The sequence below is a fragment of the Ilumatobacter sp. genome (genome assembly GCF_041688325.1).
Taxonomy (GTDB): domain Bacteria; phylum Actinomycetota; class Acidimicrobiia; order Acidimicrobiales; family Ilumatobacteraceae; genus Ilumatobacter_A.
In genome coordinates, this window is sequence record NZ_JBDNIJ010000133.1 from 1 (window position 1) to 25,380 (window position 25,380).

Annotated in this window: 23 protein-coding genes and 1 pseudogene; 2 read left to right on the top strand and 22 right to left on the bottom strand. The window is 64.2% G+C overall.

Features of this window, described 5'->3' with window-relative positions; all coding sequences use genetic code 11:
* The 12 genes and pseudogenes from ACH2EI_RS08955 to mbhE all read right to left on the bottom strand — a co-directional run.
* Positions 1 to 312: pseudogene (locus ACH2EI_RS08955) on the bottom strand (hypothetical protein); the annotation flags it as partial.
* Between the two features lie 86 nt (positions 313 to 398).
* A complete protein-coding gene (locus ACH2EI_RS08960; protein ID WP_395159757.1) occupies positions 399 to 2,495 on the bottom strand; it encodes an SEC-C domain-containing protein in 2,097 nt (698 codons plus the stop codon).
* A gap of 136 nt (positions 2,496 to 2,631) precedes the next feature.
* Complete coding sequence (locus ACH2EI_RS08965; RefSeq protein WP_395159759.1) at positions 2,632 to 5,169, bottom strand: FAD-dependent oxidoreductase; 2,538 nt, start codon at positions 5,167 to 5,169, stop codon at positions 2,632 to 2,634.
* 119 nt (positions 5,170 to 5,288) lie between these two features.
* Positions 5,289 to 6,866, bottom strand: coding sequence for a trimethylamine methyltransferase family protein (locus ACH2EI_RS08970; protein ID WP_395159761.1), 1,578 nt, complete (start codon positions 6,864 to 6,866; stop codon positions 5,289 to 5,291).
* A gap of 52 nt (positions 6,867 to 6,918) precedes the next feature.
* Positions 6,919 to 7,263 carry a helix-turn-helix transcriptional regulator gene (locus ACH2EI_RS08975; protein WP_395159773.1) on the bottom strand — a complete coding sequence of 115 codons (345 nt, stop codon included), beginning with the start codon at positions 7,261 to 7,263 and terminating at the stop codon, positions 6,919 to 6,921.
* Between the two features lie 2 nt (positions 7,264 to 7,265).
* Positions 7,266 to 7,607: a monovalent cation/H(+) antiporter subunit G gene (locus ACH2EI_RS08980; RefSeq protein WP_395156772.1), complete on the bottom strand. Its 342-nt coding sequence runs from the start codon at positions 7,605 to 7,607 to the stop codon at positions 7,266 to 7,268.
* Positions 7,604 to 7,861: a monovalent cation/H+ antiporter complex subunit F gene (locus tag ACH2EI_RS08985; protein WP_395156774.1), complete on the bottom strand. Its 258-nt coding sequence runs from the start codon at positions 7,859 to 7,861 to the stop codon at positions 7,604 to 7,606. The genes ACH2EI_RS08980 and ACH2EI_RS08985 overlap by 4 nt, the downstream gene beginning before the upstream one ends.
* Positions 7,858 to 8,424, bottom strand: coding sequence for a Na+/H+ antiporter subunit E (locus ACH2EI_RS08990; protein ID WP_395156776.1), 567 nt, complete (start codon positions 8,422 to 8,424; stop codon positions 7,858 to 7,860). Before ACH2EI_RS08990 ends, ACH2EI_RS08985 begins: the two co-directional genes overlap by 4 nt.
* Positions 8,421 to 9,926, bottom strand: a complete 1,506-nt coding sequence (locus tag ACH2EI_RS08995) for a proton-conducting transporter membrane subunit (RefSeq protein ID WP_395156778.1) — start codon at positions 9,924 to 9,926, stop codon at positions 8,421 to 8,423. Before ACH2EI_RS08995 ends, ACH2EI_RS08990 begins: the two co-directional genes overlap by 4 nt.
* Positions 9,923 to 10,306: an NADH-quinone oxidoreductase subunit K gene (locus ACH2EI_RS09000; RefSeq protein WP_395159763.1), complete on the bottom strand. Its 384-nt coding sequence runs from the start codon at positions 10,304 to 10,306 to the stop codon at positions 9,923 to 9,925. Before ACH2EI_RS09000 ends, ACH2EI_RS08995 begins: the two co-directional genes overlap by 4 nt.
* Positions 10,303 to 10,806 (bottom strand): MnhB domain-containing protein, encoded by a 504-nt coding sequence (locus ACH2EI_RS09005; RefSeq protein ID WP_395159765.1) that lies wholly within the window; start codon positions 10,804 to 10,806, stop codon positions 10,303 to 10,305. Before ACH2EI_RS09005 ends, ACH2EI_RS09000 begins: the two co-directional genes overlap by 4 nt.
* Positions 10,803 to 13,115, bottom strand: a complete 2,313-nt coding sequence (gene mbhE, locus ACH2EI_RS09010; RefSeq protein WP_395153446.1) for a hydrogen gas-evolving membrane-bound hydrogenase subunit E — start codon at positions 13,113 to 13,115, stop codon at positions 10,803 to 10,805. The genes ACH2EI_RS09005 and mbhE overlap by 4 nt, the downstream gene beginning before the upstream one ends.
* A gap of 187 nt (positions 13,116 to 13,302) precedes the next feature.
* Between mbhE and ACH2EI_RS09015 the strand changes: the two genes are divergently transcribed.
* Positions 13,303 to 13,881 carry a universal stress protein gene (locus ACH2EI_RS09015; RefSeq protein ID WP_395159767.1) on the top strand — a complete coding sequence of 193 codons (579 nt, stop codon included), beginning with the start codon at positions 13,303 to 13,305 and terminating at the stop codon, positions 13,879 to 13,881.
* Here ACH2EI_RS09015 and ACH2EI_RS09020 read toward each other — a convergent pair whose 3' ends face one another.
* Genes ACH2EI_RS09020 through ACH2EI_RS09035 form a run of 4 tightly spaced genes read right to left on the bottom strand, consistent with a single transcriptional unit; the run spans position 13,882 to position 17,061 of the window.
* The gene (locus ACH2EI_RS09020; RefSeq protein ID WP_395159769.1) at positions 13,882 to 14,754 is read right to left on the bottom strand and encodes a hypothetical protein; all 873 of its coding nucleotides are present in this window, start codon (positions 14,752 to 14,754) and stop codon (positions 13,882 to 13,884) included. It lies immediately after the preceding gene.
* The gene (locus ACH2EI_RS09025; RefSeq protein WP_395153449.1) at positions 14,751 to 15,389 is read right to left on the bottom strand and encodes a class I SAM-dependent methyltransferase; all 639 of its coding nucleotides are present in this window, start codon (positions 15,387 to 15,389) and stop codon (positions 14,751 to 14,753) included. The genes ACH2EI_RS09020 and ACH2EI_RS09025 overlap by 4 nt, the downstream gene beginning before the upstream one ends.
* Positions 15,383 to 16,216, bottom strand: a complete 834-nt coding sequence (locus ACH2EI_RS09030) for a TrmH family RNA methyltransferase (RefSeq protein ID WP_395153450.1) — start codon at positions 16,214 to 16,216, stop codon at positions 15,383 to 15,385. The genes ACH2EI_RS09025 and ACH2EI_RS09030 overlap by 7 nt, the downstream gene beginning before the upstream one ends.
* Positions 16,217 to 16,227: 11 nt before the next feature.
* On the bottom strand, positions 16,228 to 17,061 hold the full coding sequence (locus ACH2EI_RS09035) for an enoyl-CoA hydratase (RefSeq protein WP_395153451.1): 834 nt from the start codon (positions 17,059 to 17,061) through the stop codon (positions 16,228 to 16,230).
* 263 nt (positions 17,062 to 17,324) lie between these two features.
* Between ACH2EI_RS09035 and ACH2EI_RS09040 the strand changes: the two genes are divergently transcribed.
* Entirely contained in the window at positions 17,325 to 19,442 is a 2,118-nt protein-coding gene (locus ACH2EI_RS09040) for a putative bifunctional diguanylate cyclase/phosphodiesterase (RefSeq protein ID WP_395153452.1), read from the top strand.
* Between the two features lie 14 nt (positions 19,443 to 19,456).
* Here ACH2EI_RS09040 and ACH2EI_RS09045 read toward each other — a convergent pair whose 3' ends face one another.
* The 6 genes from ACH2EI_RS09045 to ACH2EI_RS09070 all read right to left on the bottom strand — a co-directional run bounded on the left by ACH2EI_RS09045 (position 19,457) and on the right by ACH2EI_RS09070 (position 25,016).
* Entirely contained in the window at positions 19,457 to 20,131 is a 675-nt protein-coding gene (locus tag ACH2EI_RS09045) for a M23 family metallopeptidase (protein WP_395159771.1), read from the bottom strand.
* Positions 20,132 to 20,398: 267 nt separating this feature from the next.
* A complete protein-coding gene (locus ACH2EI_RS09050; RefSeq protein ID WP_395153454.1) occupies positions 20,399 to 21,598 on the bottom strand; it encodes a RimK family alpha-L-glutamate ligase in 1,200 nt (399 codons plus the stop codon).
* Positions 21,595 to 22,593: a succinylglutamate desuccinylase/aspartoacylase family protein gene (locus ACH2EI_RS09055; protein ID WP_395153455.1), complete on the bottom strand. Its 999-nt coding sequence runs from the start codon at positions 22,591 to 22,593 to the stop codon at positions 21,595 to 21,597. The genes ACH2EI_RS09050 and ACH2EI_RS09055 overlap by 4 nt, the downstream gene beginning before the upstream one ends.
* Positions 22,590 to 23,048, bottom strand: a complete 459-nt coding sequence (locus ACH2EI_RS09060) for an ATP-dependent zinc protease (protein WP_395153456.1) — start codon at positions 23,046 to 23,048, stop codon at positions 22,590 to 22,592. The genes ACH2EI_RS09055 and ACH2EI_RS09060 overlap by 4 nt, the downstream gene beginning before the upstream one ends.
* A gap of 201 nt (positions 23,049 to 23,249) precedes the next feature.
* Positions 23,250 to 23,810, bottom strand: coding sequence for a TetR/AcrR family transcriptional regulator (locus ACH2EI_RS09065; RefSeq protein WP_395153457.1), 561 nt, complete (start codon positions 23,808 to 23,810; stop codon positions 23,250 to 23,252).
* Between the two features lie 129 nt (positions 23,811 to 23,939).
* Positions 23,940 to 25,016 (bottom strand): M14 family metallopeptidase, encoded by a 1,077-nt coding sequence (locus ACH2EI_RS09070; protein ID WP_395153458.1) that lies wholly within the window; start codon positions 25,014 to 25,016, stop codon positions 23,940 to 23,942.
* Positions 25,017 to 25,380 lie beyond the last annotated feature (364 nt).

Below are 25,380 nucleotides of genomic sequence, written 5' to 3' on the forward strand. Positions count from 1 at the left end.
GATGTTGACGAACGCACGTGGGATGCGGATCTGCATGAGCGGGGCGACGTCGAGGTAGAAGCGGTGCTCGCGTTCCCAGAGTCGCATCATCTCTCCGATGAACTGCCCGCCGGGATCAGCCGTTGGCAACTTGACGATCACTGTGGCCGGCGCCGTGGAGTCCGAGGACGTGAGGTGGACCCGGGCCAACTGGCCCATGAACCCCTCGCCAGCAGCGATCTGGTGCACGTCGATCGCGTCGATCGACATGGCCAACTCCTGGGTCAGCCAGCCTGCACTGATGTCGGACAACGACCGCGGAACTTCGATCATCGACGCACCGTACACCTCGCTTGGGGGACCGTTTTCACACGGAGCGACGAGGCGTTGACGCGGCCGGGCCGACAGCCGCTGGCCTTCTATTCGTCTGCGAGATCGGTCTCGTCGAGGCCGAGCGCGTCGATGTCAAGACCGTCGAACGCGTCGAGGCCCAGGCCGTCGAGGCCGAGCTGGCTCATCAGATCGTCGTGCGTCGGTGCGAGCTGATCACCAATCAGGCCGGCGATACCGAGGGCGTCGCGTGCCGCGATCGCAGCGACGACGTTCTCGACGATCGACGGATCGCACGGCATGAAGCCACCGAACGCGCGCCAACCGTCGCCGACGGGCAGCGGGCGGCCGATCATCAGATCGCCCGCCTCGATGCCCGAGCCCGACTCCATCTCGCCAACGGTGATGTGCACGTCGGTCACGATGTTGCGCAACTCGACCCGCTGACCGGCGAGCTTCACGATCTCGAACACACCGCGATCAATCGCGGCCCACTGCGTCGCCAACTCGAACTCGTCGGCTGGCAGCAGCTCCTGCCGCGCTTCCAGGAAACGAGCGAAGTCGCCACCTTCGTGGAGGGCGACGTCGGCAATGAACGGTGAGAACCGCATTTGCTCGACGATCTCACCATCGTCGACGTGTGCACAGACTGCGTGGGCCAGCGTCTCGATCAGCGCGGCATTCCGGGCCCGGCCGAAGCGCATGGCCTTGCCGTGCACCCACGGCGCTCGGTATTCGAGGCCGTGCATCGGCTGATCGTTGATGTGGCACTTCTTGAACTTCTTGCCCGAGCCGCAGGGGCACGGATCGTTCCGGTCGGCCAACGCCTTTGGGCGCGTCATCGCGAACGGCTCGATCTCGAACAGCAGCTCCAAGTCGGGGGTGTGCGTCTCGGCCTCACCCTTGATCGATGCCAGGTGGTCCAACGCTCCGGCGCGCTGCAGCAGCGCATACGCGACGACGGCATCGCTGCGATCGGCGGCGAACTCGGCGGCGGCGAGCAGGAGCTGTTTGGCTTCGGTCGACCCAGTGACCTCATCGAGCACTGCGATTGCATCGAGCGGGCGACCCACCCGGTCGAGGCAGCGCACGCGGAAGGCGGTGATGTCGTCGCTCACCGCGCCGGCTGCGACGAGTGCCTCGACGAACCCGAGGTGTGCAGCTGCGGTGTCGGCCATCGGGCCGGGCAGCGCGACCATTTGCGGCTGCGCGCCGGCGCTGAATGCCTCGACGACCTTGGCGTCAGCAAAGAGATCAGCAGTGGCGGCCGCGTCGCTCATCGCGTCGTTGCTCGCGTCGTTGCTCGTGTCGTTGCTCCGCCATTGCGCGAGTGCCGCGGTCAGCGTCCGGTACGACTCGGTCTGGGCCTCAGTCAGCTCGAAAATCAGCGAGGCAATGTTCGATGTGCGCCAGGTGGCGAGTGCATCCCAGTCGAAGCCGGGCATCGCCACGTCACGATCGCGAACCTCGAAGCCGGCGGCCTCGAACAACGTGGTCACCGGTGGCATGGCCGCGTCGGTGAACGCCGACCGATCGATGGCGATGGCTTCGAGCAGTGCCGACGTGTCGGTTGCCCGTTCCAGCCCCACAGGCACGGAGACTCCCGCTGCGACGGAGAACTCGGCGTTGCGCGGATCGTCGAGCGTTGCCTGGAACCCGGCCCGTGCAGCAGCGATCTGCGCAGCGGTCGGCGTCGCCGGGCCATCGGAGAGGCTCCAATGCATTGCACCGTCGCGCAGTGTTATCGACACCCAACCGGGTCGGAGCGACTCTGCCACCGAGTCGGGGAGCACGAGCGAGTCGTGTACATCGTCGAAGCTCTCGACTTCGAGCAGACCCATGACCTGGCCGGCATCGTCGACGCATGCGACCTCGTTGGTGACGAGCCACCAGACGAGTGGGTCGATGGCCATCGTGTCTTCAATGATCCGCGTCGCCAGGTCTTGCTCCGTCACTTCGATCGTCCACTTGGTGCCGTCGAAAAAGCGCGGGAGGAACATCAGGCCGCCAGCGAGATCACCGAACGCGCCTTCCATTGAGGTCACTCGGTCGAGTGTCTCGCCTTGATGTTCGCCGAGGTCAAGGCCAGCCGAGCTGAGGGCGGCGAGCACGTCGTCGATCGGAACAACCCGATCCGTCAAGACCGTCGGCAGGGCGTCGAGAATCTCGGGGTCAGGACTCGTCATACCCGCAGTCTCACAACTGCCGAGCCGTTGCCCAACCCCGGAGCCGGTCAGATTGCAGGACGAAGCTGGCGGTATGCCTTCGACGCGCCAACGAATTGCGCCATCGGCTGATCGTTGGCCGCCGCCGCAGCCTGACTCAGCTGCGCATGCGTGAACCGGACGGGTCAAAGGGTGCCTCAGCGAGGCGCGTCGCCGTCCGCATCACGCCGACGACTTCGATCTCCCATGGCCCGTCACTGGCGGCGTGTTCGGCAGGCACGTAACCCATCGCGATCGACTTCTCGCTGTGGTGCGCGTAACCGCCCGAGGTGACCCAACCGACCACGGTGTTGCCATCAGGACCGTCGTGCCAGATCGGTTCGTTGCCAATGCAGTCCGCAGCCTCATCGCTGGTTCCGGCATCCATCTCAAACAGCACCAGCTTGCGCTGTGGCCCGGCCTCTTTGGCGGCTGCTGCAGCATCGCGACCGATGAAGTCACCCTTGGCCTGATCGCCAAGGCGGACCATCCAACCCATGTTTGCCTCGAACGGGTTGTAGATCGGGCGGTACTCGGTGCCCCACGACCCCCAGCCCTTGTCGAGGCGCATCGAGTCGAGCGCACGGAGGCCGAACAGCCGCAGGCCGTGCGGTCGACCGGCTTCGGAAAGCGTGTCGAACAGTTGCTGCTGGAAGCTCGCGGCACACCAAATCTCGTAGCCGAGGTCGCCGGTGAAGGTCACTCGGCCGACCATGCACGGCACGCTGCCGACCCATGTCTGGCGGAAGTCGAGGAAGCCGAACGCGTCGTTACTCACATTGAAGTCGGTCAGCTCGTCGAGCACCTTGCGAGCGCTCGGACCAGCGATCGACAGCCCCGTCAGCTCGTTGCCGCACACTCGCAGGCTGACGCCGTCGCCCGTCGCTCTTGTGCCCGCCCCGGCCACCGCCCCAGCGCTCGATGAGGCTCGGAGCTGCTCGCGGAACCAGCGCTCGTGATATTGCTGCGCCGCGCCGGAGCCAAAGATCATGAACCGCTCGTCGCCCAACGCATCGGCCAAACACCCCACGGTGAAGTCGCCGATGATCTTGCCCTGGTGGTTGAGCATCGGGGTCAATGCCAAGCGCCCAGGTGCCGGAATGTTGTTGGTGAGCAAGCCGTTGAGCCAGGCCCGAGCACCGGTGCCGGTCACCTCGTACTTGGCGTAGCCCGTTGTCTCGAACATGCCAACGCCGTGACGCACAGCGGCCACTTCTTCGGCCACCACGTCGAATGCGTTCGAACGTCGGAAGGTCACCGTCTCTTCGGCCTTGCCTTGGGTCTGGAACCACAGCGCCACTTCGAGGCCATACGACGCCCCCCACACCGCATTGTGCGAATCGAGGCGGTCGTGGATTGGCGACTTCATGTGCTCGCGAGCGTCAGGCAACTCCTCGTTGGGGAACGTGATCCTGAAACGCCGCCCGTAGTTCTCGCGCACCTTGGAGTTCGTGTAGCGCGGGGTTGCCCAGTCGCCGAAACGGGCATTGTCCATGCCCCACACGTCGAATCCGGGGTCGCCCTCGGTCATCCAGTTCGCCATGCTCAGCCCGACGCCGCCACCTTGGCTGAGGCCGGCCATCACGCCGCACGCCAACCAGTGGCCGGGTTGGCCCTTGACCGGTCCGATCAGCGGGTTTCCGTCGGGCGCGAACGTGAACGGCCCGTTGATCGTGTCCTTGATGCCGATCTCTTGGAAGATCGGGAAGTGGTTGAAGCCGACCTCGAGGTTGTCGCCGATGCGTTCCAAGTCAGGTGTGAGTAGCTGGGCGCCGAAATTCCAGTCGGTCTGGTGCGGCGCCCACGGCACGCCCTTGCGTTCGTAGGTGCCGAGCAGCAGCGAGTTGCCTTCTTCGCGCATGTAGATCTCGCCACCAAGGTCCACGACGTGGAACCCGGCCATCTTCGATGACTGTCGCCATTCCGTGAGTTGCGGCACCTCTTCGGTGATCAAGTACATGTGCTCCATGGCCAGGATCGGCAGCTCGAGCCCGGTCATCCGGCCAACCTCACGCGCCCACAAGCCGCCGGCATTCACGAAGTGCTCACAGTTGATCATCCCGAGGTCTTCGTTCTTGCGCGTGTCGTGGACGTGCAGATTCCACGTGCCGTCGGCAGTGCGTGTGATGTCGTGGACCCACACGTACTTGTTGATCTCCGCGCCGCGCGCCTGCGCGCACTCGGCGTAGGCATGCGTGACACCCGACGGGTCGACATGGCCCTCGTGCTTGTCGTACATCGCGCCGACGAAGTACTTCGGATCGAGGAACGGCACCAGCTCGTGGGCCTCCTTGGGTGACACCAGCTCGGTCTCCATGCCGAGGTACCGCCCGCGGGCGTGGGCCATCCGCAGGTAGTCCATCCGTTCGGGTGTGTCAGCGAGCTGCAGCCCGCCGGTCATGTGGATACCGCAGTCGCGGCCGGACTCGGCCTGGATCTTGTCGTACAGCTCGACGGTGTACCGCTGGAGCGCGGCAACGTTGGGGTCGCCGTTGAGCGTGTGCATGCCGCCCGCCGAGTGCCACGTGGACCCGTGCGTGAGCTCGCGTCGCTCGACCATCATCACGTCGGTCCAGCCCGCCAACGTCAGGTGATAGAGCACCGACGCGCCCACGACCCCACCGCCGATCACCACTACCTGTGCCTGTGTTTTCATAGTTCTGCTCCTCGGGCGGTCACACTGTGTCAGGCACAGTGTGACCGGTTTTCTTCGCTGGTCCGGTTCGTCTGTGGCGGTCACACTGTGCCTGACACAGTGTGACCGGATGAGTGCGCCTAGAAATCGGTTTCGACGCCGCCTTCGTTGACTCGGCGGTCCACGAAGTCACGCAGTTCCGCGCGTATTGCGTCGTCCATCGGTGGCGGTTCGTACTGTTCGATGATGTCTCGGGCGAGTGCGTTGGCGCGGGTGCTGGCGTTGGGCGAACCGGCTTCGGTCCACGTTTCCCAGTTCCGCCAGTCGCTGACCATCGGGCCATAAAACTCGGTCATGTAGCGAGCCTGCGTGTGCGCTTCGCCGAAGAAGTGGCCGGCCGGGCCGACCCCTGCGATTGCATCGACGCCGAGCGCGTCATCGCTCAGATCGAGTGGCTTCAAGAACTGGCCGACCATGTGCAGCAGGTCGGCGTCGATGACCATTTTCTCGTAGCTCGCATGGAGGCCGCCCTCCATCCACCCGGCACCGTGCATCACGAAGTTCGCGCCGCCCATGATTGCGCCCCACAGCGCCCACGTTGTCTCGTATCCGGCCTGAGCGTCGACCGCGTTCGAGGCACTGACTGCCGATGACCGATACGGCAGGTTGTAGCGCCGAGCCAACTGCCCGCCGACCAAGGCCGCCTTGGCATATTCAGGCGTACCAAACGCGGGTGCGCCCGAGCGCATGTCGACGTTCGACGTGAACCCGCCGTACACCGCCGGCGCACCTTTCCGGACGACCTGCGTGAACACCAGCCCGGCCAACGCTTCGGCGTTCTGTTGCACCAGCGCACCCGCCAAGGTGATCGGCGCCATGGCACCGGCCAGTGTGAACGGCGTGACGATGATCACCTGGTTGCGCGCCGACATCTGAATGATGCCTTCGAGCATCGGATGGTCGTACCGCAGCGGCGACGAGGCGTTGATGATCGACGTGAGGCTCGGCTCGCGCTCGAACGTCTCGTGATCGACACCGCGCGAGAGACGCGCCATCTCGATGCCGTCGAGGTTGCGCTGCTGGCCGAGGGAGTAGATGTGGAACGACTTGTCGGTCATCGTGTGCGCGTCGTAGCCGGCTTCAAGGTGACGGATGGACGCGTGGAGGTCGACTGGCTCGACCGGATAACCGGCGAAGGTGTGGACCGAGTTGAGCATCTGCCCGAGTTTGAGGAAGTCCTGATAGCCAGCCCGATCGCCGGTGCGCCGTTGCCCGTCGAGCCCGACGTAGTTCGGCGCGCTCGCCACTGCTGCAAAGGTGACCCAGTTGCCGCCGATCTGCAGGTTTCGCTCCGGCAATCGGCCGTGCAGCGTGAACTCGCTGGGGATGTGTGCGAGGTACTCGCCGATCATGTCGGCGTCGAACCGCACGCGGTTACCGTCGACACGCGCACCTGCTGCTGCGAGCATCGTGCGCGAATCGGTGTGCAGGAAGTCGATGCCGATTTCGGCGAGCACACGGAGCGAAGCCAGATGAATAGCTTCGAGTTCGTCGTCGGACACCACCTGCGTCGGAGGCATTGTCATCCGGGGCTGTGCGAACGGAGGCTGATCACCGACGACCGAGCGCGTGCGCTTGGGTCCACGAGGCCTCCGCCGCTGACCATCCATGCGCCAGAAAGTAGTACGACAGAACCTTGTGGAACGGGGTCGAGCCATGACAAGAATCGATGCCCCACTGTCACACTCCGGTCAGACCAAAGTGTGACAGTTAGTCGCGGAGCATGCTGAGGAGCTCGCCGATGTTGTGCTTGACGTCGAGCGGGTGGCGGAGCGGCTCCTTGGCGACGATCTCGTAGTGGTTCCGTCGGCCGACTTTCTCGCGGCGCAGGAATCCAGCGTGGACGAGTTCGTCGAGAATACGTTGCACGGCGCCCTGAGTGATGCCAACCGCATAGGCCAGATCACGCTGGCGCAGATCGGGGTCTCGGTCGAGCGCCACCATCACATGGGCGTGGTTGGTGAGGAACGTCCACGACGGCAAGTTGGGCGTTGGAGCGTGCACCGGATCGCGCAGGACATCGCTGGTGCTGGGGCTGGTGGTCGTGCGGGACATGTTCACGGCTGGGTCTCCTTCGATGCCTGGCTGATTCGATCACGGGTCAGCGCGTCGTCACGAAGATACGCCGACGAGCTGGTGCGATGTGTTGCGCGGAACAGAAGGTGGGTGGCCGCAGGCAGAGTCAGTACCAGTGCGACTGCCGCGACCGCCAGTTGCGCCGCGCCGAAAAGGCCGACTTCGGGGGCTGCGCCGATGGCGACGAACAGGAATGCGATCGGGCTGGCCTTGCCAGCCGAATGGAACCGTGCAGCTGCGCTGTCGAAGCGCAGCAGGCCGACGCCGGCCAGCACCGCGAGCACCGAGCCGACGAGGATCAGTGCACTCGAGACGGGGTTCATGAGCCGGACCCCTGCTCGAGGAAACGCGTCATGACGATCGTCGCGGTGAAGCCGACGATCGCAACGACAGCAACGATCGGCAGGTATGTCGTCGACCCGGTGCTTGCGGCCTTCGTGGCAATCGCCCCCATCAGGGCGACCAGGGCGACATCGAGTGCAATCACTCGGTCGGCAAGGCCAGGCCCACGGATCACGCGGATCATGGCGCACAGGCTGGAGACGACGAACAGTGCAATGGCGATCGAGGTGATCATGTGGCGGTGCCCTCCCTTTCGAAACTCGGCCCAGAACTCGGCCCAGAAATCGGATCGGCAGTGGGGAACGCACGGCACGCCAACTCGGCAAGCCGCTCGACATGCTTGATCACATGCGGTGCAGCATCGGCATGCAGCAGATGCAGGTACAGCCGGCCAGTCGTGGTGTTGATGTCAACAATCGCCGTGCCGGGGGTCAGCGTGATCGACACGGTGAGCAACAGCATGTGCGCCGATGAGTCGGCCTTGGTGTCGATACCGATGATGATCTCGTCGGTGTAATCGACCGGCGTCAGGATCTCCCAGACCACCTGTGCGGTCGAGCGGAAAAGGTCGACGAGGACGAGCCAGAGCAGCTGCAGCAGTGCCCCGATGTGCACGGTGCGACCGGCCGTGCTCGGCCCCGCGATAGCGAGTGCTACGACGGCAACGACGACTCCCGACAGCACATTGGCGATGCTGAACGCCTCCCACAGCCCACACCACGCGACGACGAGTGCAGCAATCACGAGCAGCATGCGTGGCGTCGCCAGCGGCTTCATGCGAAGAATGAGAGCGCTCATGGTGCAGCCACCCCACCGCGATCGGTGCCGAGTACCTCGTCGATGTAGGTCTGCCCGTCGAGCAGGTCGCGGGCGATCTCTTCGCTCATGGTCCAGAGCGGCCCGGCGAACGCAACAACGGCCAGGGTGCCAGCGACAGCGGCCATGGTGGCGCCGCCCATCGTCCGCTTCGAGGCCTTCGACGACTCGGGCTCCGAGGGTGGCGTCGGTTCACGCCAGAACACGCCGAGCCAGATCTTGGACATCGACAGCAGTGTGAACATGCTGGCGACGAGGGCGACGACCACGATCGCGATTGAGCCGGCATCGAGACCAGCGTCGATCAGCGACAGCTTGGCGACAAACCCCGAGAACGGCGGGATGCCAGCGAGGCTCAACGCCGGGATGGCGAAGAGCACCGCGATAATTGGTCGTCGTGCGGCGAGACCCCCAACTCGGTCGAGGCTCGAGTTGCCCTGGTCGTCTTCGATGAGGCCGCCGACGAGGAACATGACGGTCTTGACCGGGATCTGGTGCACAAGGAACAGGACAGCGCCGGCGACACCGGCAACGGTGAACAAGCCGAGGCCCATCAGCATGTAGCCAATTTGACTGACGACGTGGAACGACAGGATCCGCTTCACGTCGTTTTGAGCTAGCGCGCCGGCGACACCGACGATCATGGTGAGCCCGGCAGCGACCAGGATGATCGGGCCCAGATCGTCCATCCCAGTGAGGGTGTGGAAACGGATCATGACGTAGACGCCGATTTTCGTCAGCAGTCCGGCGAAGACAGCGGTGACAGTGGTCGGTGCGGTCGGGTAGCTGTCGGGCAGCCACGAGAACAGCGGGAACATCGCCGCCTTCGTGCCGAACACCACGAGGAACCAGAGCCCGATACCGAGGCGTACACCGTTGTCGAGTTCGGGAATCCGCTCGGCGAGCAGGGCGATGTTGACCGTGCGCGTCGCCGCGTAGACGTAGGCGAGGCCGAACAGGAACAGCGTTGACGCCAGCAGGTTGATGACGACGTACGTCATGCCGGATCGCAGCTGAGCAGCGCGGCCCTGGTGGGTGAGCAGCACATAGCTCGACACGAGAATCAGTTCGAACGCGACGAAGAGGGTGAAGAGATCGCCGGTCAGGATGGCCAAGCTGACGCCGGCGGTGAGCACGAGCAGCATCGGCCCGACAACGGTCTGGTCGCCAGTCGACGCGGTGCCGCGCTGGCCGATCGCGAAGATGTCGACCACAAGGATCGTCAGCGTCGCCACGACCAGGATCAACGATGCGAACTGGTCGGCCACGAGCACGATGCCGAGTTCGGGGTCCCAGCCACCGACGCGCACGACGGTCGTGCCGTTGCGCTGGACGTCGATCAGGAGCGCGACAGCAGCAAGCGCTGTGGCCGACAGGCCCATGAGAGTGATGGCGTCGCGCAGGCGATGCCGCTCGCGAACAAGCAGCCCAAAACCCGAGGCGGCCAACGGGCCAACGATGGTGAGTGCGATCAGCACGCTCATGCCGGTGTATCTCCCCGGTCATTGGACAGTGTGTTCGAGAGTTGTGCGACTCGCCGATCTTCCACGTCATCCTCGACGAGGTCGTCACCGGTGAGCTGGCGCTGGCGCGAGGCGAGCGCCAAGACGAACAGCGTGAGGCCGAACGAGATGACGATGGCGGTTAACGAGAATGCCTGGGGGAGCGGGTCAGATGGTGCCCGGTCGCTGCTGCCAACGATTGGTGGCCCACCGGCGGGTCCGCCCGCTGCAAGGAGTGCCAATACGGCAGCGTGGCCGAGCAGCGAGAAGCCAAGAACGATGCGGCTGAGCGAGCGCGATGTGATGAGGTACACACCCGAGCCAACCAGTGCGGCGACGGCGGCGATCAGCGCAGCGCTCATGAACTGCTCTCCGTAGTCGCCTTGTCCGTATTCGCCTTGTCCGTAGTCACCTTGTTGTTCGACACTGCAGGTGGCGGCGTTGCCAAGTGGTCGGCGCGGAACCCGTCGAGCACTGCGACGATCAGCCCGGAGACAATCAAGGTGACGCCGACGTCAAAGATCAGCGCCGAGCCGCTCTTGACCTTTCCGAGCAGTGGAAGCTTCTGTTCGATGACGATCTGATCGAGGAAGACGTCGCCCCAGAGCATCGGTGCAACCGCCACGGCAGCGGCAACGATGGTGCCTGTTGCCAGGAGTGGGATGGCACGGAAGGGCAACGGGAACCCGGCAACACTTCGCAGGACCAGCACGGCGCCGATGAGCAAGCCCGCGGCGAACCCGCCGCCGGGGCGGTTGTGGCCAGCGAAGAACACGAAGACGGCAATGACCAACGCCAGGGGCGTCGCGGCTCGAATACTGAGCCTCACGATCGGCGAAGGGCCGGTGGTTTGATCGATCATCGGTCGGCTTCCGTCAGTTCGTTGGCGGCTTGAGGGAGCAGGCTCGGTTCATCGGGTGAGAGCACGACTTCGGGGCGGCGACGCAGTAGCGCCAACACGCCGACAGCAACGACTGCGAGCACGACGATTTCACCGAGCGTGTCGAGCGCCCGGACGTCGGTGAGAATCACATTGACGACGTTCTTGCCGCCGCCTTCCGACACGGCTTCGGCACTCAACCGATCGACGGTCGATGCGGGGACCGGCCCGCGAGCACTACCGGCAAGGCCGACGGCCACTGCGCCAGCAGCCATCAGCGACACACCGATTCGAGTGGTCTGCCAGGTGGTGCCGTGCCGGGGGAACGTGGTGGTGAGGCGGCCGAGGCCGAGCACGAAGCCCACCACAATCACGGTTTCGACCAGCAGCTGGGTGAGGACGAGGTCGGGTGCGCCGCTTGCGACGAAGAGACCTGCAATGGCAAAGCCGACAGCACCGAGCACGAGGGCTGCACCCAGCCGAGTCCTGACCTGTGTGGCCGCCACAGCACTCGCGGCCACGAACACAGCGAGGACCATTTGGGCGGCATTGTCGGCACCGGTGATCACGTCGAAGTCGATCGCACCGATGAACGGGATGGTGGCGAGTGCTGCGACGGCAACCATGGTGAGCACGTAGCCGGGCAGCGATCCGTGCTGGACGCGCGCTGTAATATTACGTGCGATCGTGATCGACCCGTCGATGCTGGTGTCAACCGTGTCGGCGCCGATCGTGCGCGGGGCGGTATCGGCAGCGCGACGGCTGATAACCCAACCGAGCACGGCGCCCGCGGCGACGATGCCTGCCGAAATCATGAATGCGTCGGTGAGCCCCGGCCAACGGATCAGTGAGTAGACCTCGGCCTTCTTGTTGACCGTGACGGCAGCTGGACGAACCCAATCGGTGACGTTCCCGAGGAATGCGAAGCCGATCAGTGTGCAGGCCCCGAGGAATGCAGCTGGCGCGGCCATCAGCGGCCGCCGGGGGCCAACCACAGTCGGGGTGCCGTTGCCACCGTGGAACACGGTGAGGATGAAGCGAGCCGTGTAGGCCACCGTGAGGACCGACCCACCAATGATCGCGATCAATGCCACGGTGCGCTCGCCGCCGCTGAGGCCGAGGGCCGCTTCAACGGCCGCCTCCTTTGCGGGAAAGCCGAGCATCGGTGGCACACCGGCCATCGACAGCGACGAGACGAGTGCAACGCCGTAGGCGAGGGGCATCGATCGCCAGAGGCCGGACAGCTCACGAATGTCACGCGTCCCCGTCCGTACGTCGATCTCGCCGACGATCATGAAGAGTGCGGCCTTAAAGATGGCGTGGGCGAACAGAATCGACAGAGCGGCGAAGACGGCCTTGCCCGATCCGAACGACAGCAGCACGATCATCAATCCGAGCTGGGAGACGGTGCCCCACGCCAAGATCAGCTTGGCGTCGAGGTGGCGGAGCGCACCGATGGCACCCCAGACCATCGAGGCAGTTCCGAACGTGACGCCGAGGGGCGTCCACACCGATGTTTGCGCGAGTGCTGGCGAAGCCACGGCGACCAGGACAACGCCAGCTTTCACCATCGTGGCCGAGTGCAGGTAGGCGCTCACCGGGGTCGGTGCTTTCATCGCGCCGGGTAGCCAGATGTGGAACGGGACTTGGGCCGACTTTGTGGCGGCCGCGATCAGGATCAAGACGGCTGCGACAGTGGCGCCAGTTCCGGTGACCGGTTCCAGATCACTGATGTATCGGCCGGGCGAGGCGTCGTTCAACACCACGAACCCGGCGAGCAGCACGAGGCCGCCCCCTGCCGTGATGACGAGCGCACGTCGAGCTGCGGTCCTGGCCGCGGCGTCGGTCCGCTGGTGCCCGACGAGCAGGAATGAGGTGACTGAGGTGAGCTCCCAGAACAGGAACATCGTCCAGACGGTGTCCGCGAGGACCAGGCCGAGCATCGCGGTCGAGAAGCCGAGCAGCGTTGCGGCGAATCGGCCGACGCCCTGTGCGGAGGCTGAGAAATAGCCCGCTGCATAGACGCAAACGAGCACACCGATGCCGGAGACGAGGAGTGCGATCAAGGACGAGAACGCGTCGAGTCGCAGCGCAATCGTGAGGTCGAGCGGGCCGACCCACGTGAACTCCGTACGGGTTGTCGACTGATCAGCCAGCGCGACGGCCGCAAGAGTTGCCGAGACCGCCATGGGGAGCGCGGCGACGAGAAACGACCATCGTGCAAGGCGTGCACCGATTGTCGAAACGATGGCAACTCCCAGAAGATGGGCGAGAAGGAGCAACCACAACACGATTGGTCGAAGTCTATGGACGAGGGAAAAGATAGACAACAATTGACCATTTCAAAAGGGTCTGTTAACATTGGTCCTTCAATTCCTGAAGTCCCAACTCGTCATCAGTTGAACGTCAATTTTCGAAGCACAATCTTTGCAGGTCGGTCTCCGATCGATGATGAGCCCGTCACGAAAGGAAGACGACATGCGCACCATCACTCGTTCCACCCGACAGAGCGCTCCCGTCCGACCGCTTGCCGAGATCGACACCAAGACGGCTCTTGAGATGTTGGACTCCGTACGCGATGCCAGGCCGAACGTCATTGCCGTTGCGGTCGACGGCCGCCACGAATCACGCCACGCCCTCGAATGGGCGGTACATCACGCGGAGAGCCATGGCCTCGTCATCAGAGTCGTCACCTCCTACCTCACGCCACATGTGGCGATTGATCACCCGATGCCGGTCGCCATCCTCGATGTCGATGCCGCAGAAATGGCACGAGAGCGCGCAGCCTCCGTGATCGCCGAAGTGTTCGGCAACGGCACGGCACTCCTCTCCGGGGAACATGTGGTCAGCGCCGGGCCCATCGATCGCGTGCTTGTCGATCAGGCTGGTCAGGCTGGTCAGGCTGGTCAGGCTGGTCAGGTAGCGATGATCGTGGTCGGGATCCGACGCCGTCGTCGATGGTGGGATCGGTTCCGGTCATCGCCAACCAACCGCCTCACCGGCAAGGTCGATGTCCCGGTCATGGCCATCCCGTGTCCGTCCGGTTGTCAGGGCTGATCAGCTCGGATCGAATCGCTCGACGCCCATCGGGTTGGGGTACGGAATCACCCCGGGCGACCTCGGCGCGATCGTGAGGTTGCGCAGCACAGGGCTCACGATGTGCGCCAATTCGGCGAGTTCCGACTGGATTGCGCTCACCGGCTGACGAGCCAACTCGTCGGTGAGCGCCTCGACGGTGTCGTGCAGCGCGACGCCGTCTTCGGTGATCGCACCCAGCTCGTCAATCGCGCCGCGATTGAAGAGCCGACCGATCGCCGCGATCCAGTCGTCGTCGCTCCACCCGCGGAACGGCTTGAGCGTTTCAACGGCGTCGCCCGTGCGGGCCAGCCGCAGGACGTGCGCATCGCACGGGCCGATGCCGTGCGCCCCCAGCGCGATGAGGTGGCCGTCGCCCCGATGCTCGCGAAGCACCGTGGCCCCGTGCCACAACGCCAGGTGGGGCTCGGTTGGCGCGTCGAGCGCGAGGTTGGCCTGGAACATCGGGCGCCGATCATCAGCGGCTGACTCCGCAGCGACCCTGAGAATGAATGCAGCCCGCTTGAGCTGCATCTTGTCGACCCGATCGACGTGTACCGACCACGCTGCATCGACGCCGGCGAGCCGCGCGCCCAGCGCGTCAGCGGGCGAGCAGCGCTGCCAAATGTCGGGCACGGCGCGCGCCACAAAGTCCTGGTGGAACCCGAAGAACAGCGCCACGATCGACCCGGCCTCAGCAGCACCCAGCGGTGCTGCACGGCCGCCGAAGTACCCCCGCCAGAAGCCCTTCAGGCCGGCTGTTTCAAACACCTCTTGGCACTCCGGTGCGAAGTAGGTGATCGCGTGGATCGGTTCGATCAGCGTCCAAAAGTGGCGCTCCGGTGATTCGGTCATCGCGGTCCCCGACGTGCCGTCAGCCAGAAGCCGGTGCCAGCACGGGCGGTCACACCGGTCCACTCGCCTGGGAGCGCTTCGAGGACATCGGCGGCGGGCAGGTGGATCGGTGTCTGATCACCCAGCGTGTTGACCCACACGATCATGCCGCCTGGCCGCAACACGCGGTCGACCTCGGCTGGGAAGAGGATCATGTTGATCATCAAGATGGCGTCGACGGCATCGTCGACGAACGGCAACACGGACGCGTCGGCCTGAGCGCGCGGCGCCAACTCGCCTGGCGCGTACGACAGCATCCCCATCGACAAATCACTGCACACCAGCGACCCGACACGCTCGCTGAGCACCCGTGCGCCGGCACCGGTTCCCGACCCCAGCTCGAGCCAGTCGCCGTCGAGCGGAACGTCGCCGCGCTCGAGCGCGTCTTCGACCGGAGCGCGCTTGGTCGGGTCGACATGGCGTTCTGACCACTCGGCTGCCATGCCGTCGAACAGGCCGCCCATGTTGGTTTTGTTGTCGTCGGTCCAGGTCCCGCCAAAGGCCATGATCCGGGTGATCTTGCGAATGGGGTGATCCGGCCCAGCAAACGGCTCCGGATCGGTCGCCTGGGGATGATCGGGCAGCGTCGTCAGCACACCCGCATCCTGCCATCCGTATCGCTTCGGCTTGTCGCCGCGAACGTGATTGCCGCAGCGTGGCCAACGTTGAGGCTGTCGACATCCGGCGAGATCGGAATGCGCACGCGGCGGGTCGCCCGTTGCAGCGTCGACTGCTCCAAGCCTGGGCCTTCGGCACCGAGCACGATGGCCAAGCGTTCGGGGATGGCGGTCGCCCACAGATCGACGGCGTCGTCGGCTGGTGTCATTGCCCAGGTCTCGAAGCCGGCCTCGTGCAATGTGTCGAGCGCCCCCGGCCAGTCGTCGGCGCTGGCCCGGGCGATTGGCATGTGCAGCACCTCGCCCATGCTGACGCGCACGGTGCGTCGGTAGTACGGGTCGGTGCACGTCGGGCTGATCACGATGCCATCGATGCCGAAAGCCCGCGCCGCACGTGAGATCGCACCGACGTTCTCGTTGTCGTTCAACGCTTCGAGGACAGCGATCCGTGTTGCTGTCGCAGCGAGTTCAGCGACGGTCGGCATCGGCTTGCGGAACGCCGACGCCAGCACGCCGCGGTGCAGGTTGAACCCAACGATGCCCTGCATGACCGATCGGTCAGCAACGAGCACGGGAACGTCCATCAACGCTGGATGTTCGAGGTACGGCGCAAAGCGCTCAACGCGGCTTGTTCCGAGCAGCACGGACCGCAAGCGATGCCCGGAGTCGATCAGCCGATCGATTGCCAGGTACCCCTCGGCCATGAAGAACTCGTCGCCCTCCATTGCCGTGCGGGCGGCCTGGTTGTTCAGTTCCCGATAGTCATCGACGCGCGCGTCGGCCGGATCGGTGATTGCGATCGTCATCGCACGAGTGTCTACTCGCCCGTGAAGTGCGGCGTGCGCTTCTCGACGAATGCAGCAGCAGCTTCGCGGTGGTCGGACGTGCCCATCGACAAGACCATGTTCGCAGCTTCGGCATCGAGTGCGGTCTCGACGTCGCTCGTCACTGCCCGATTGAGGTTCTCTTTCATGTACCGCATCGCGATCGGTGCACGGTCGGCGAGGCTGCGGCACCAGGCGAGCGCGGCCTCGTCGAAGCCGTCGTCGGCCAACACTTGATTGACGATGCCAAGATCGCGAGCGTCGGCCGATGACAGACGTGGCGAGGTGAAGTACAGCTCCTTCGCCTTGGCTGTGCCGACGAGTTGTGTCAGGAACCAGCTCCCACCGAAGTCGCCTGACGCACCGACGTTGGCGAACGCCGGCACGATAATTGCGCGCTCCGCGGCGAGGCGGATGTCGCAGGCCAGAGCGATCGACATGCCGGCACCGGCGGCCGCGCCGGGGATGGCGGCAACGACCGGCTTGGGGAAACGATGGATAGCGAGCGAGACCTGCTTCTGAATCGTGCGCAAATGATCTGTTGAACTCTGGATCGTGCTGCCACGGCGAGGTGCAGCTCCGGGCTGGTGGCTCTCGTGCATGCCCTTGACATCGCCGCCGGCGCAAAACGCGCCACCGTTGCCGGTGATCATCACGACGCGCACGTCGTCGTCGGCTGCGAGCACCGGAAGTACTTGGGCGAACCCGGCGTACATCGCGTCGCTCAGCGCGTTGCGTCGGTCGGGTCGGTTGAACGTGATGACACCGACGTGCCCGTCGACGTGGGCGAGGAGGTCGGTCGTTCCAGTGTCGAGGTCGTGAGTCATTGCATGAGCTTGACAGCCCGGCGGCGCTCGGTACGAACCGCGCTGACGGCCGCCACATACGGCCGCCATACGAGGAGGTCACGCCAGAAGGTGACGGCCGCGCACCGTGTCAAGCTTTCGTCAGGAACCGCAATCGGAACTCCCGTTGAGCGTGTATCTGCCGAAGACAGACTGTGCAGCGCAGCAGTCAACGAGGCCGAACGTCGGGTTGGTCATTTCCAGCTCGCACGTCGGCATATTTCCTCGTCGTCGCGACGGTGTCGATGGCAGCTCTCACCTTCTTTGGCCTGCGCGAAGTTCAGCAGATTAACGAAGATCATGTAGCGGTTCGAGTCGATCAAGCGGCCCGTTCCGCCTCGGCGCTCTTTGTGCAACAGAATGCCGACTTCGCCGTCGTCGACATCGATGGTGGGTCGATTCGCAACATCCAGATCGACTCGATCGACCGTCTCGAGCCGAGCAACTCATTCGACTCGCTGACCGACGCGATTTCCGATGTCAACCAGGGCGCTGCAGATATCTTTCGTTTCAATCAGTCGACGAGTCAGTTCGACCGAATCTCGACCAGCCTCGAAGATGCCGACGGGGCCCGCATTGGTGCGTCCCAGGTCGAACCCGGACTGATCGGCGAGGCGCATCCGGCCTATGGGTCGTTGACCCGAGGTGAGCCGTACGTCGGTGAGGTCCCGTTCGACGGCCGAATGCGCTTCGCGTACCTGACGCCGATTTTTGACGCCACGGCGGAGATGATTGGCATCGTTGCAGTCGACGTCGGCTTTGTTGATGATCTCAACCGGAGCAACTCGGTCGTCGCCAATCGCGCCGTCGTCTTGGTCCTGGCCTTGTTGGGATCGATGGCCGTTGCGGGCGTCGTGATGATGTTCTTTGCATTCCGACCTCTGAACCGACTGATCAGAGTCGCCCACAAACTTGGGTCAGACAATCCTCCGGAGTCGATCCAACTCATGGACCGGCGGGACGAGATTGGTCACCTCGCTCAGGGTTTGTCGCTGGTCGGCGACCTCCGACGAAACCTCGAACACCGTGCATACACCGACCCGCTGACAGACATCCCCAACCGCGGAGCATTCGTTCGCGAACTGGAGCGACGATTCACCCGGCTCGCTGAGGGCGGCCAGCCACAGCGCGACGGGTTCGCACTACTGATCATCGATCTCGACGGCTTCAAGGAAGTCAACGACGGGCTCGGGCACCAGGCTGGCGACGAACTGTTGGTGTCGCTCGCTCGATCCCTCCACGAAGTCTTGGAGCCGGGCGAGTTCCTCGCACGCCTGGGAGGCGACGAGTTCGCGGTCCTCACGGCGTCAGGAGTGATTGAAGTGAATGCGGTCGACGCCGTTGCGCAGCGCGTCTCGGTCAGCGTGACCGGCGTTCGCCAGACGCACGCTGGCGACACGAGTGTGACGGCGAGTATCGGCGTGGCGCTCGTGCCTGAGCATGGCATGACGTCGGGAGCGGCGTTGAGCCATGCTGATCTTGCGCTGTACGCGGTGAAACGAGGCGGCCGAGGCCACGCGCAGATCTACGAGTCGCAAATGGCGTCGCCGGTCCAGCGACGCATGCACCTCGCCACGCATTTGCGCCGAGCGCTGGCGGACGGAACTGTCCGCCTGGAATACCAGCCGCTGTACAACGCGCAGACCGGCCAGCTCTGCTCGATCGAAGCGCTGGCGCGCTGGACGCACGAGATCGAGGGCGAGATTCCTTCGCTCGAATTCATCCGTGTTGCCGAGACTGCCGGGATGATCAGCGAGCTCGGGGGCTACGTCCTCGAGCAGGCGTGCATGCAGATCGCCTGTTGGCGTCGGCAGAACTTGCTCACGCCAACTGTCGCCGTAAACGTGTCGACGATGCAGCTGTGGCAACCGGACTTCGTCGACCGACTGCGGGCCACGATGCGACGCCACGAGATCGAGCCACAAGCCCTTTGCCTCGAACTCACCGGCAGCGTCCTGGTCCATCACGAGCACGCGCAGCATGAGCATCTGTTACGAGAACTTGCAGCGCTCGGTATCGGTCTGTCGATCGATGACTTTGGAAGCGGCTACTCGTCGCTCGGTTATCTGCACGACTTGCCGGTCGATCAGGTCAAGATCGATCGCGCCTTCCTCGCGGAGGCTGCGAACGATCAAAAGCGAGGGCAACTGTTTGGCGGCATCGTGACCCTGGCGCACAACCTGGGTCTAGTTGTCGTTGCAGAGGGAGTTGAGACCACTGCCGAACTCGCGCTGGCACGGCAGCACGGCTGCGACCTGGTGCAGGGGTTCTACCTCGATCATCCAAAGCGACCAGAGGTCGTGAGCTCTCGATTCGGCCGCCTGCACTCGCTCTGGCCAGTTCCTTCCTTGCACCCGGTTTGACGTGACGAATCTCGTCAGAACGCGTCGATGTCGATGTCGATGTCGATCTCGATGTCGATGGCGCGCTGGGCGATGACGGCAGCGGCCGTCGAGCCCTGCTCGGGAATGGCGAGCTGTGCCTTGAGTGCGGCGTCGATCTGTGGCTGAACGCACGCTGCGAACGTCGCTGGATACGGGTTGCTGACTTGACCTTCGAAGTGCACCTCGAAGTGCAGATGTGGCCCCTGTGCGTTGCCGGTGCTTCCGACATAACCAATGACCTCGCCTTCGCGCACATCGCGGCTGTCTCCTTCGAACCTGTCGAGATGGGCGTAGTAGAACTTGTTGCCCAGAGATGTTGTGAGCCAGGCCGCATTTCCGCCGAGACGGCTCCGCTTGAAGTTGATCGCGCCGGTCTGCGCCGCAACGATCGGCGTGCCTCGGTCGCTGGCCATGTCGACCCCTTTGTGGCGGCGACCCCCTGAACGGCCCGTACCCCAGCTGTCGATGAACTCGCTGCCGTCAGGGATCGGGCACGCGATGTCGCGCGTCGGGGTGATGGTGACGGTGCCATGTGCCGACTGGGGGCTCTGTTCGGGTGCCTGGGCTTCGGCGGGGTTGCCGAAAGCGATTGGAACGGCCGACAAAGCGCCCGCCAGGGCGACCAGCGCACCGCGCGCCAGCCTCGATGATGGGGTGAAGGTCCTCATGGACCAAATATTACGTTTACGTTACGAACGGGTGTCGTTCAGGTGTCGGTGACTTCTGTCTCTGCATCGGAACTTCGATATCGCGCCGCACATTGACACGACCTCCTGCAACCCCCTGCACCCTCCTGTAACAGAACGCAGCCGGACTGGCGGTCTCTAGCCACCAGCGCGCGTGTTGGATCCAGGCACCGGTCGCTCCCGATGTGTTCGTCGTGAGCACCGAGCGAATGCTGCCCGCTCCGTCGCTGGCACAGAGCTCGACGTGCGTCAGGCTTCGGTATTGGCGTCGAGTATTTCTTTGGGAAGCTTGCGGACCTTGGCTCGGCGCTTGCGGCGCGTCGGGATCATCCCGCGCATCTCTTCGAGCTTGCCGAAACACGTCAGGCGGTCATCGGCTTGGAGTGCTCGCGACGTCTTCGGGTTTGGGATGACGCTGCGGTCGCGGTGCAGAGTCAGGATCGTAATGTCGAGTTCACGCAGGCCAGATTCGTCAATGGTCTGTCCGACGAACTTGGACCCTTCCGGGATGTGCAGTTCGGCAACGCCGTAGCCGGTGCTGACGGTGAGGCGCTGACGAACATCGAGTTCGGGGAACGCGACCTGGTCGTCGATGTAGTCGATGATGGCGCCGGCGATGTCGAGCCCGGTTGCCCGCTCGATGCCTTCGAGGCCGGGCGACGAGTTGACCTCCATGACGAGGGGTCCGTCGTTGCCCTCGAGCATGTCGACACCCGCAACGCGCAAGCCCATGATCTGCGCTGCACGAACTGCTGTGCGTTCGTATTCCTCGCTCAGTTCAACGGCTTCGACAGATCCGCCACGGTGGACGTTGGAGCGGAACTCGTCACCCTGTGCAGTACGGCGCATCGCCCCGACCACCCGGTCGCCGACGACGAGGGCGCGAATGTCGCGGCCCTTGCTCTCTGCAATGAACTGCTGGATCAGAACGTTCTGTTTCGTTGACTGCAAGGTCTCGATGATCGCCTCGGCGACCGCCTTGTCAGGCGCCAGGATCACGCCGATCCCCTGCGTGCCTTCGAGCAGTTTGATCACGACCGGAGCGCCTCCGACGAGGTCGATGGCCGGAAGTACGTCGGCCTTATCGCGGACAAACGTTGTTGCTGGCATTCCGATCTCGTGGCGGCTGAGGATCTGTGTGGCACGCAATTTGTCACGCGAGTTGGCGATGCCATTCGCGGTGTTCGGCGTGTACACGTCCATCTGCTCGAACTGACGGACCACGGCCGTGCCGAAGTAGGTGACCGATGCGCCAATGCGCGGCAGGACCGCGTCGTAGTCCGACAACTGCTTGCCGCGGAACTGCATGTCTGGCTCGTCGCCGGAAAGGTCGATGGCGAATCGCAACGTGTTCAGCACCTTGCACTCGTGGCCACGCTCTAACGCTGCTGACTTGAGTCGGGCGGTGCTGTAGGCGCCGGGCGAACGGGAGAGAATTGCAAGCTTCATGTGAAATCCTTGCGGTGTGGAATGACGCTGGTCGGTTCAGAATCGAGCCGAGCGATGTGCACGATCGCATCGCCCTGGTTGACGAGCGGTTGTTGTGTATGGCCGATCACGACGCCGCTGGTCGGCGCTTTCGTTGAGCCCAGTCGACGCCCGACTGAATCGTGAATGGTGATGAGGGGTGATCCCTTTTCGACGTATTCGCCGAGCTTGGCGTGCAACTGTACGAGCCCGGTCCGGCGTGCGCGGACCCACGAACTCGACCGGCTTTCCGGCACGTGGCTGTCGTCGAGCGGTTCGCCGTCGCCGGTCATGCTGAGCCGATCGAATACCCGGAGGACGCCGCGCGTTCCGGCTTCGACTGCCCTCTGGTTGAAGCGCCACGCCTCGCCGCCTTCGTACAGCAGCACGGTGGCGCCGCGACTTGTTGCGGCGGCGCGCATCGAGCCGTCACGCAGTTTGGCGTGCAACATCAGCGGGGCCCCGAACGCGACCGCCAATTCGCGCGTGAACGGGTCGTCGAGGTCGGCACGGATCTGCGGCAAGTTGATCCGGTGGTCTGAGCCGGTGTGGAGGTCGATGCCGACGTCGCATCGGTCGACGATCTGCGTGACGAACAAATGCGCCACGCGACCGGCCAGCGATCCGGTTGGCGACCCGGGAAAGGACCGATTGAGGTCGCGTCGATCGGGGAAGTAGCGGTCGCCGTTCAAGAAGCCGTGGACGTTGACAATCGGTACGGCGATGATGGTGCCGGCGAGCGTGAGTGCATTGACCTGATCGAGGACGCGCCGAATGATCTCGACGCCCGCGATCTCATCGCCATGTACTGCGGCGCTCAGCCAGACGGTTGGCCCTTCGTCTCGGCCGTGGATGACGCGCAGGGGCATTGAAATGGTGTTGCCGGTAACGAGCCTGGCGAGGGGCAGGTCACCCATTGCTTCTGCGCCGGGCGCCACTTCGAGGTCGCCGATCTTGAACGACTCACGTGGTGTCATGCATGGCCCCGGTTTTTCTGGCGGATGGCCTTTTTGGGTCGGCCGCCGACGTATGACTTGGTTGCATCGACGGTGAAACCTTGAGCAAGCGCTTCGCGGCCGACCAGCATGCGGAAGCCCATTTCGTCGCGGCTTGTGAGGGTGATTTCGGCATGGATTGCTCGGCCGCCCAGCACGATCGGTGCGAGCACGACTGGACGGTCGGTGCGCGTCCCCGACGAACTGGTGATGGTCCGGTGGTCGATGCGCGGCGCCTCAACGAGCACGGCGTCCGCGTCGGAACGTTGCCACGGTCGGACAAGGAATCGCACCCACGAGACGTTGTCGCGCTCAAAGAGTTCGATGTCGTCGGCGTGAATTGCCGATGTGCGAGCACCGGTGTCAATCTTGGCTTTCATCGCCTCGATACCCCACTCAGGAAGGGCGACCCATTCCCGCCAACCGACTGTGTTCATTGGGTGAGTGTCGCACGTCGGATCTGGTTCTGCCGGACGATCGGGCGAGATGTGCGGCGTACTCACGTCAAAAACGGCAACAACACGAACGAGACAGTGCCGAACTGCACCGGAACAGACGCCAGATTCTGCAGAAAGATCATAACAAAGCAACCATATTTATTTGGTTGTACAACACCAACTCGTCGGGGCAATCCAACGTCAGGCTGTCGCGAGTCCCGTCACCAGAAATTCGACCAAGTGATCGAAGCTCGTTGCCCGGTCGACAGGCGAGGTGAAGGCGTCGATGGACTCCAATGTGACGAACCCGTGGATGGCTGACCGGACTATGCGAGCGGCGTGCACGGCGGCATCGCCCTCGAGGCCTGTGCTGGACAACACGCGTACGAAGACGTCGGCGATCCGCTGCTGGGCGGTGGCGAGGGAGTCGTCGGGCGCGGCCGGGGGCAAGAGTTGTGATGCGTACTGGCCGGGGTGTTGGTCGGCGAATTGACGGTAGGCGTGCGCCAACGCGCGGACGGCGTCGGCTCCGGATATCGCCACGACGGCATCAAGCAGATGGTTGGCGACGGCATCAGTTGAGTGCACCGCAAGGTCGTGCTGCAGGCCATCGAGGCCGTCGATGTGGTTGTACAGCGCCGACGGCTGAACCCCGAGGTCGTCGGCGAGGTCGCCAATGGTGATGTCGTTGCGGCCCGTTACATCGACGCGCTCGGCAGCCTGCTTGAGAATCTTGGTTATCGACAGATTGCGTTTCGTCACGGTTCCACAATACCTGACGCAATGCCGCCGGATCTGAAGCGGCATCAACGGTCGGCCCGGCTGCTTCGGACCTTGACATCGCCATCTGACATCGCCATCTGACATCGCCATCTGGATGGTCACGCGACCTCAGCGGGCGAGCGCGGCCAGCGCGGCGTCGGACACCTCGGCGAATCGCTCGGTGATCTTGGCGAGCCACGCTGGGTCATCGTCGGCAAAGGCGGCCCGGACCTGTGCACGGATCGCCGGGGCTTCGTCCCCAGTCGGATCCCCGTGGGCATGGAGCCAGGCGTCGGCGCGCAGTGCTTGGAGCACGGAAATCACGTCGACCGTGCCGTATTCGAGTGCGGCGCTGGTCAACTCGACGCCGGGGAGCATCGTGTTGATCGCGCCGAGCCAGTCGCCGCTGAGGGCAGCCGAGACGCTCTGACCACTTTGCATCGAGCGGACGTCGCCCCACCACTCGGCGCTGCGGTTGTATCCGGGCGAGCCGGTCGCCTCGTGGGAAATGAGTTCGCCGTGGCCCCAGTCGCCGAGGCCGGTATGCAGGTCGATCACACCAGCTCGTGTACTCGGTGCCACGAGGTCGGCGAGGTGCTCGACCAGCCAGCGATGCGACCACACGGGGCCCGACCCGCCATGAAAGATCCCGGTCGGGTGGTCGTACTGCCCACCGCTGACCACCTGTTGGAACTGGTCGAGGCCGATCTTCCCGGCAACTTCGAGCAGTGCCCCTGTGGACGTGGACTGTGTCTCGTCGGTCCACGACAGCGGGACCAGCAGGTCGGCAATTTCGCCGTACGCCTCGTTGGTCGGCGGTGCGGTCCAGTCGACGAAGTTGCGGTTCAGATCAACGTTGTCTTCGTTGACCCGTCGCACCCAGGAAAACCCGACTGGGTTGAACCCGTGCACGACGACGACGCGTATGTCGCCGCCGAGTTGGGCTGCTCGTTCGTCGAGCCACCACGACTGCAACGCCGAACCTGCATACCCCTCGACGCCGTGGGTTGCCGAGATGAGGAGCAGTGCATTTGGAGCGTGCGGGTCACCAAGTTGGGCCACGTCGATGGCGAGTTCTTCACCCTCGACGCCCGCGAGTGGATGCGGAAACGAGCTGAGTTCGGCGCCTGCCCGGGCAGCGGCATCGATGAAGCGACCTCGGGCTGCTCGGTAGGTGGTGTCGAGTTGGCGCGCTTCCGATGTCATGGTGGGAGTTTTGCAGATGGTGTCCGCCGCTACGACAGCTGATGACGGTGCGGCATGGAGCACCTTGGCCTGGGGTGTCCGGCGACCAATATTTCTCAGAAATTCTGTGCCCCCACGACGTCCGGAAACGGGGCTCGATGCACCCCCTGAGCGTCGCGTGCCGGGGCATTCGATCGGTGAAGCGCGGTCGATATCCGGAGTAGAGCACACAGCGAAGTGGCGTCTCCGGCGAGCCTGCTGCCACTGCCGAACGGAGGCACATCGCCCCTGCTAGACGGATAGATATGGACAGTCGAGTGCGGTACAATTGGACACATGTTCACCGACCTGATCGAGGAGTTGACAACACTGTCAGCAACCGAAC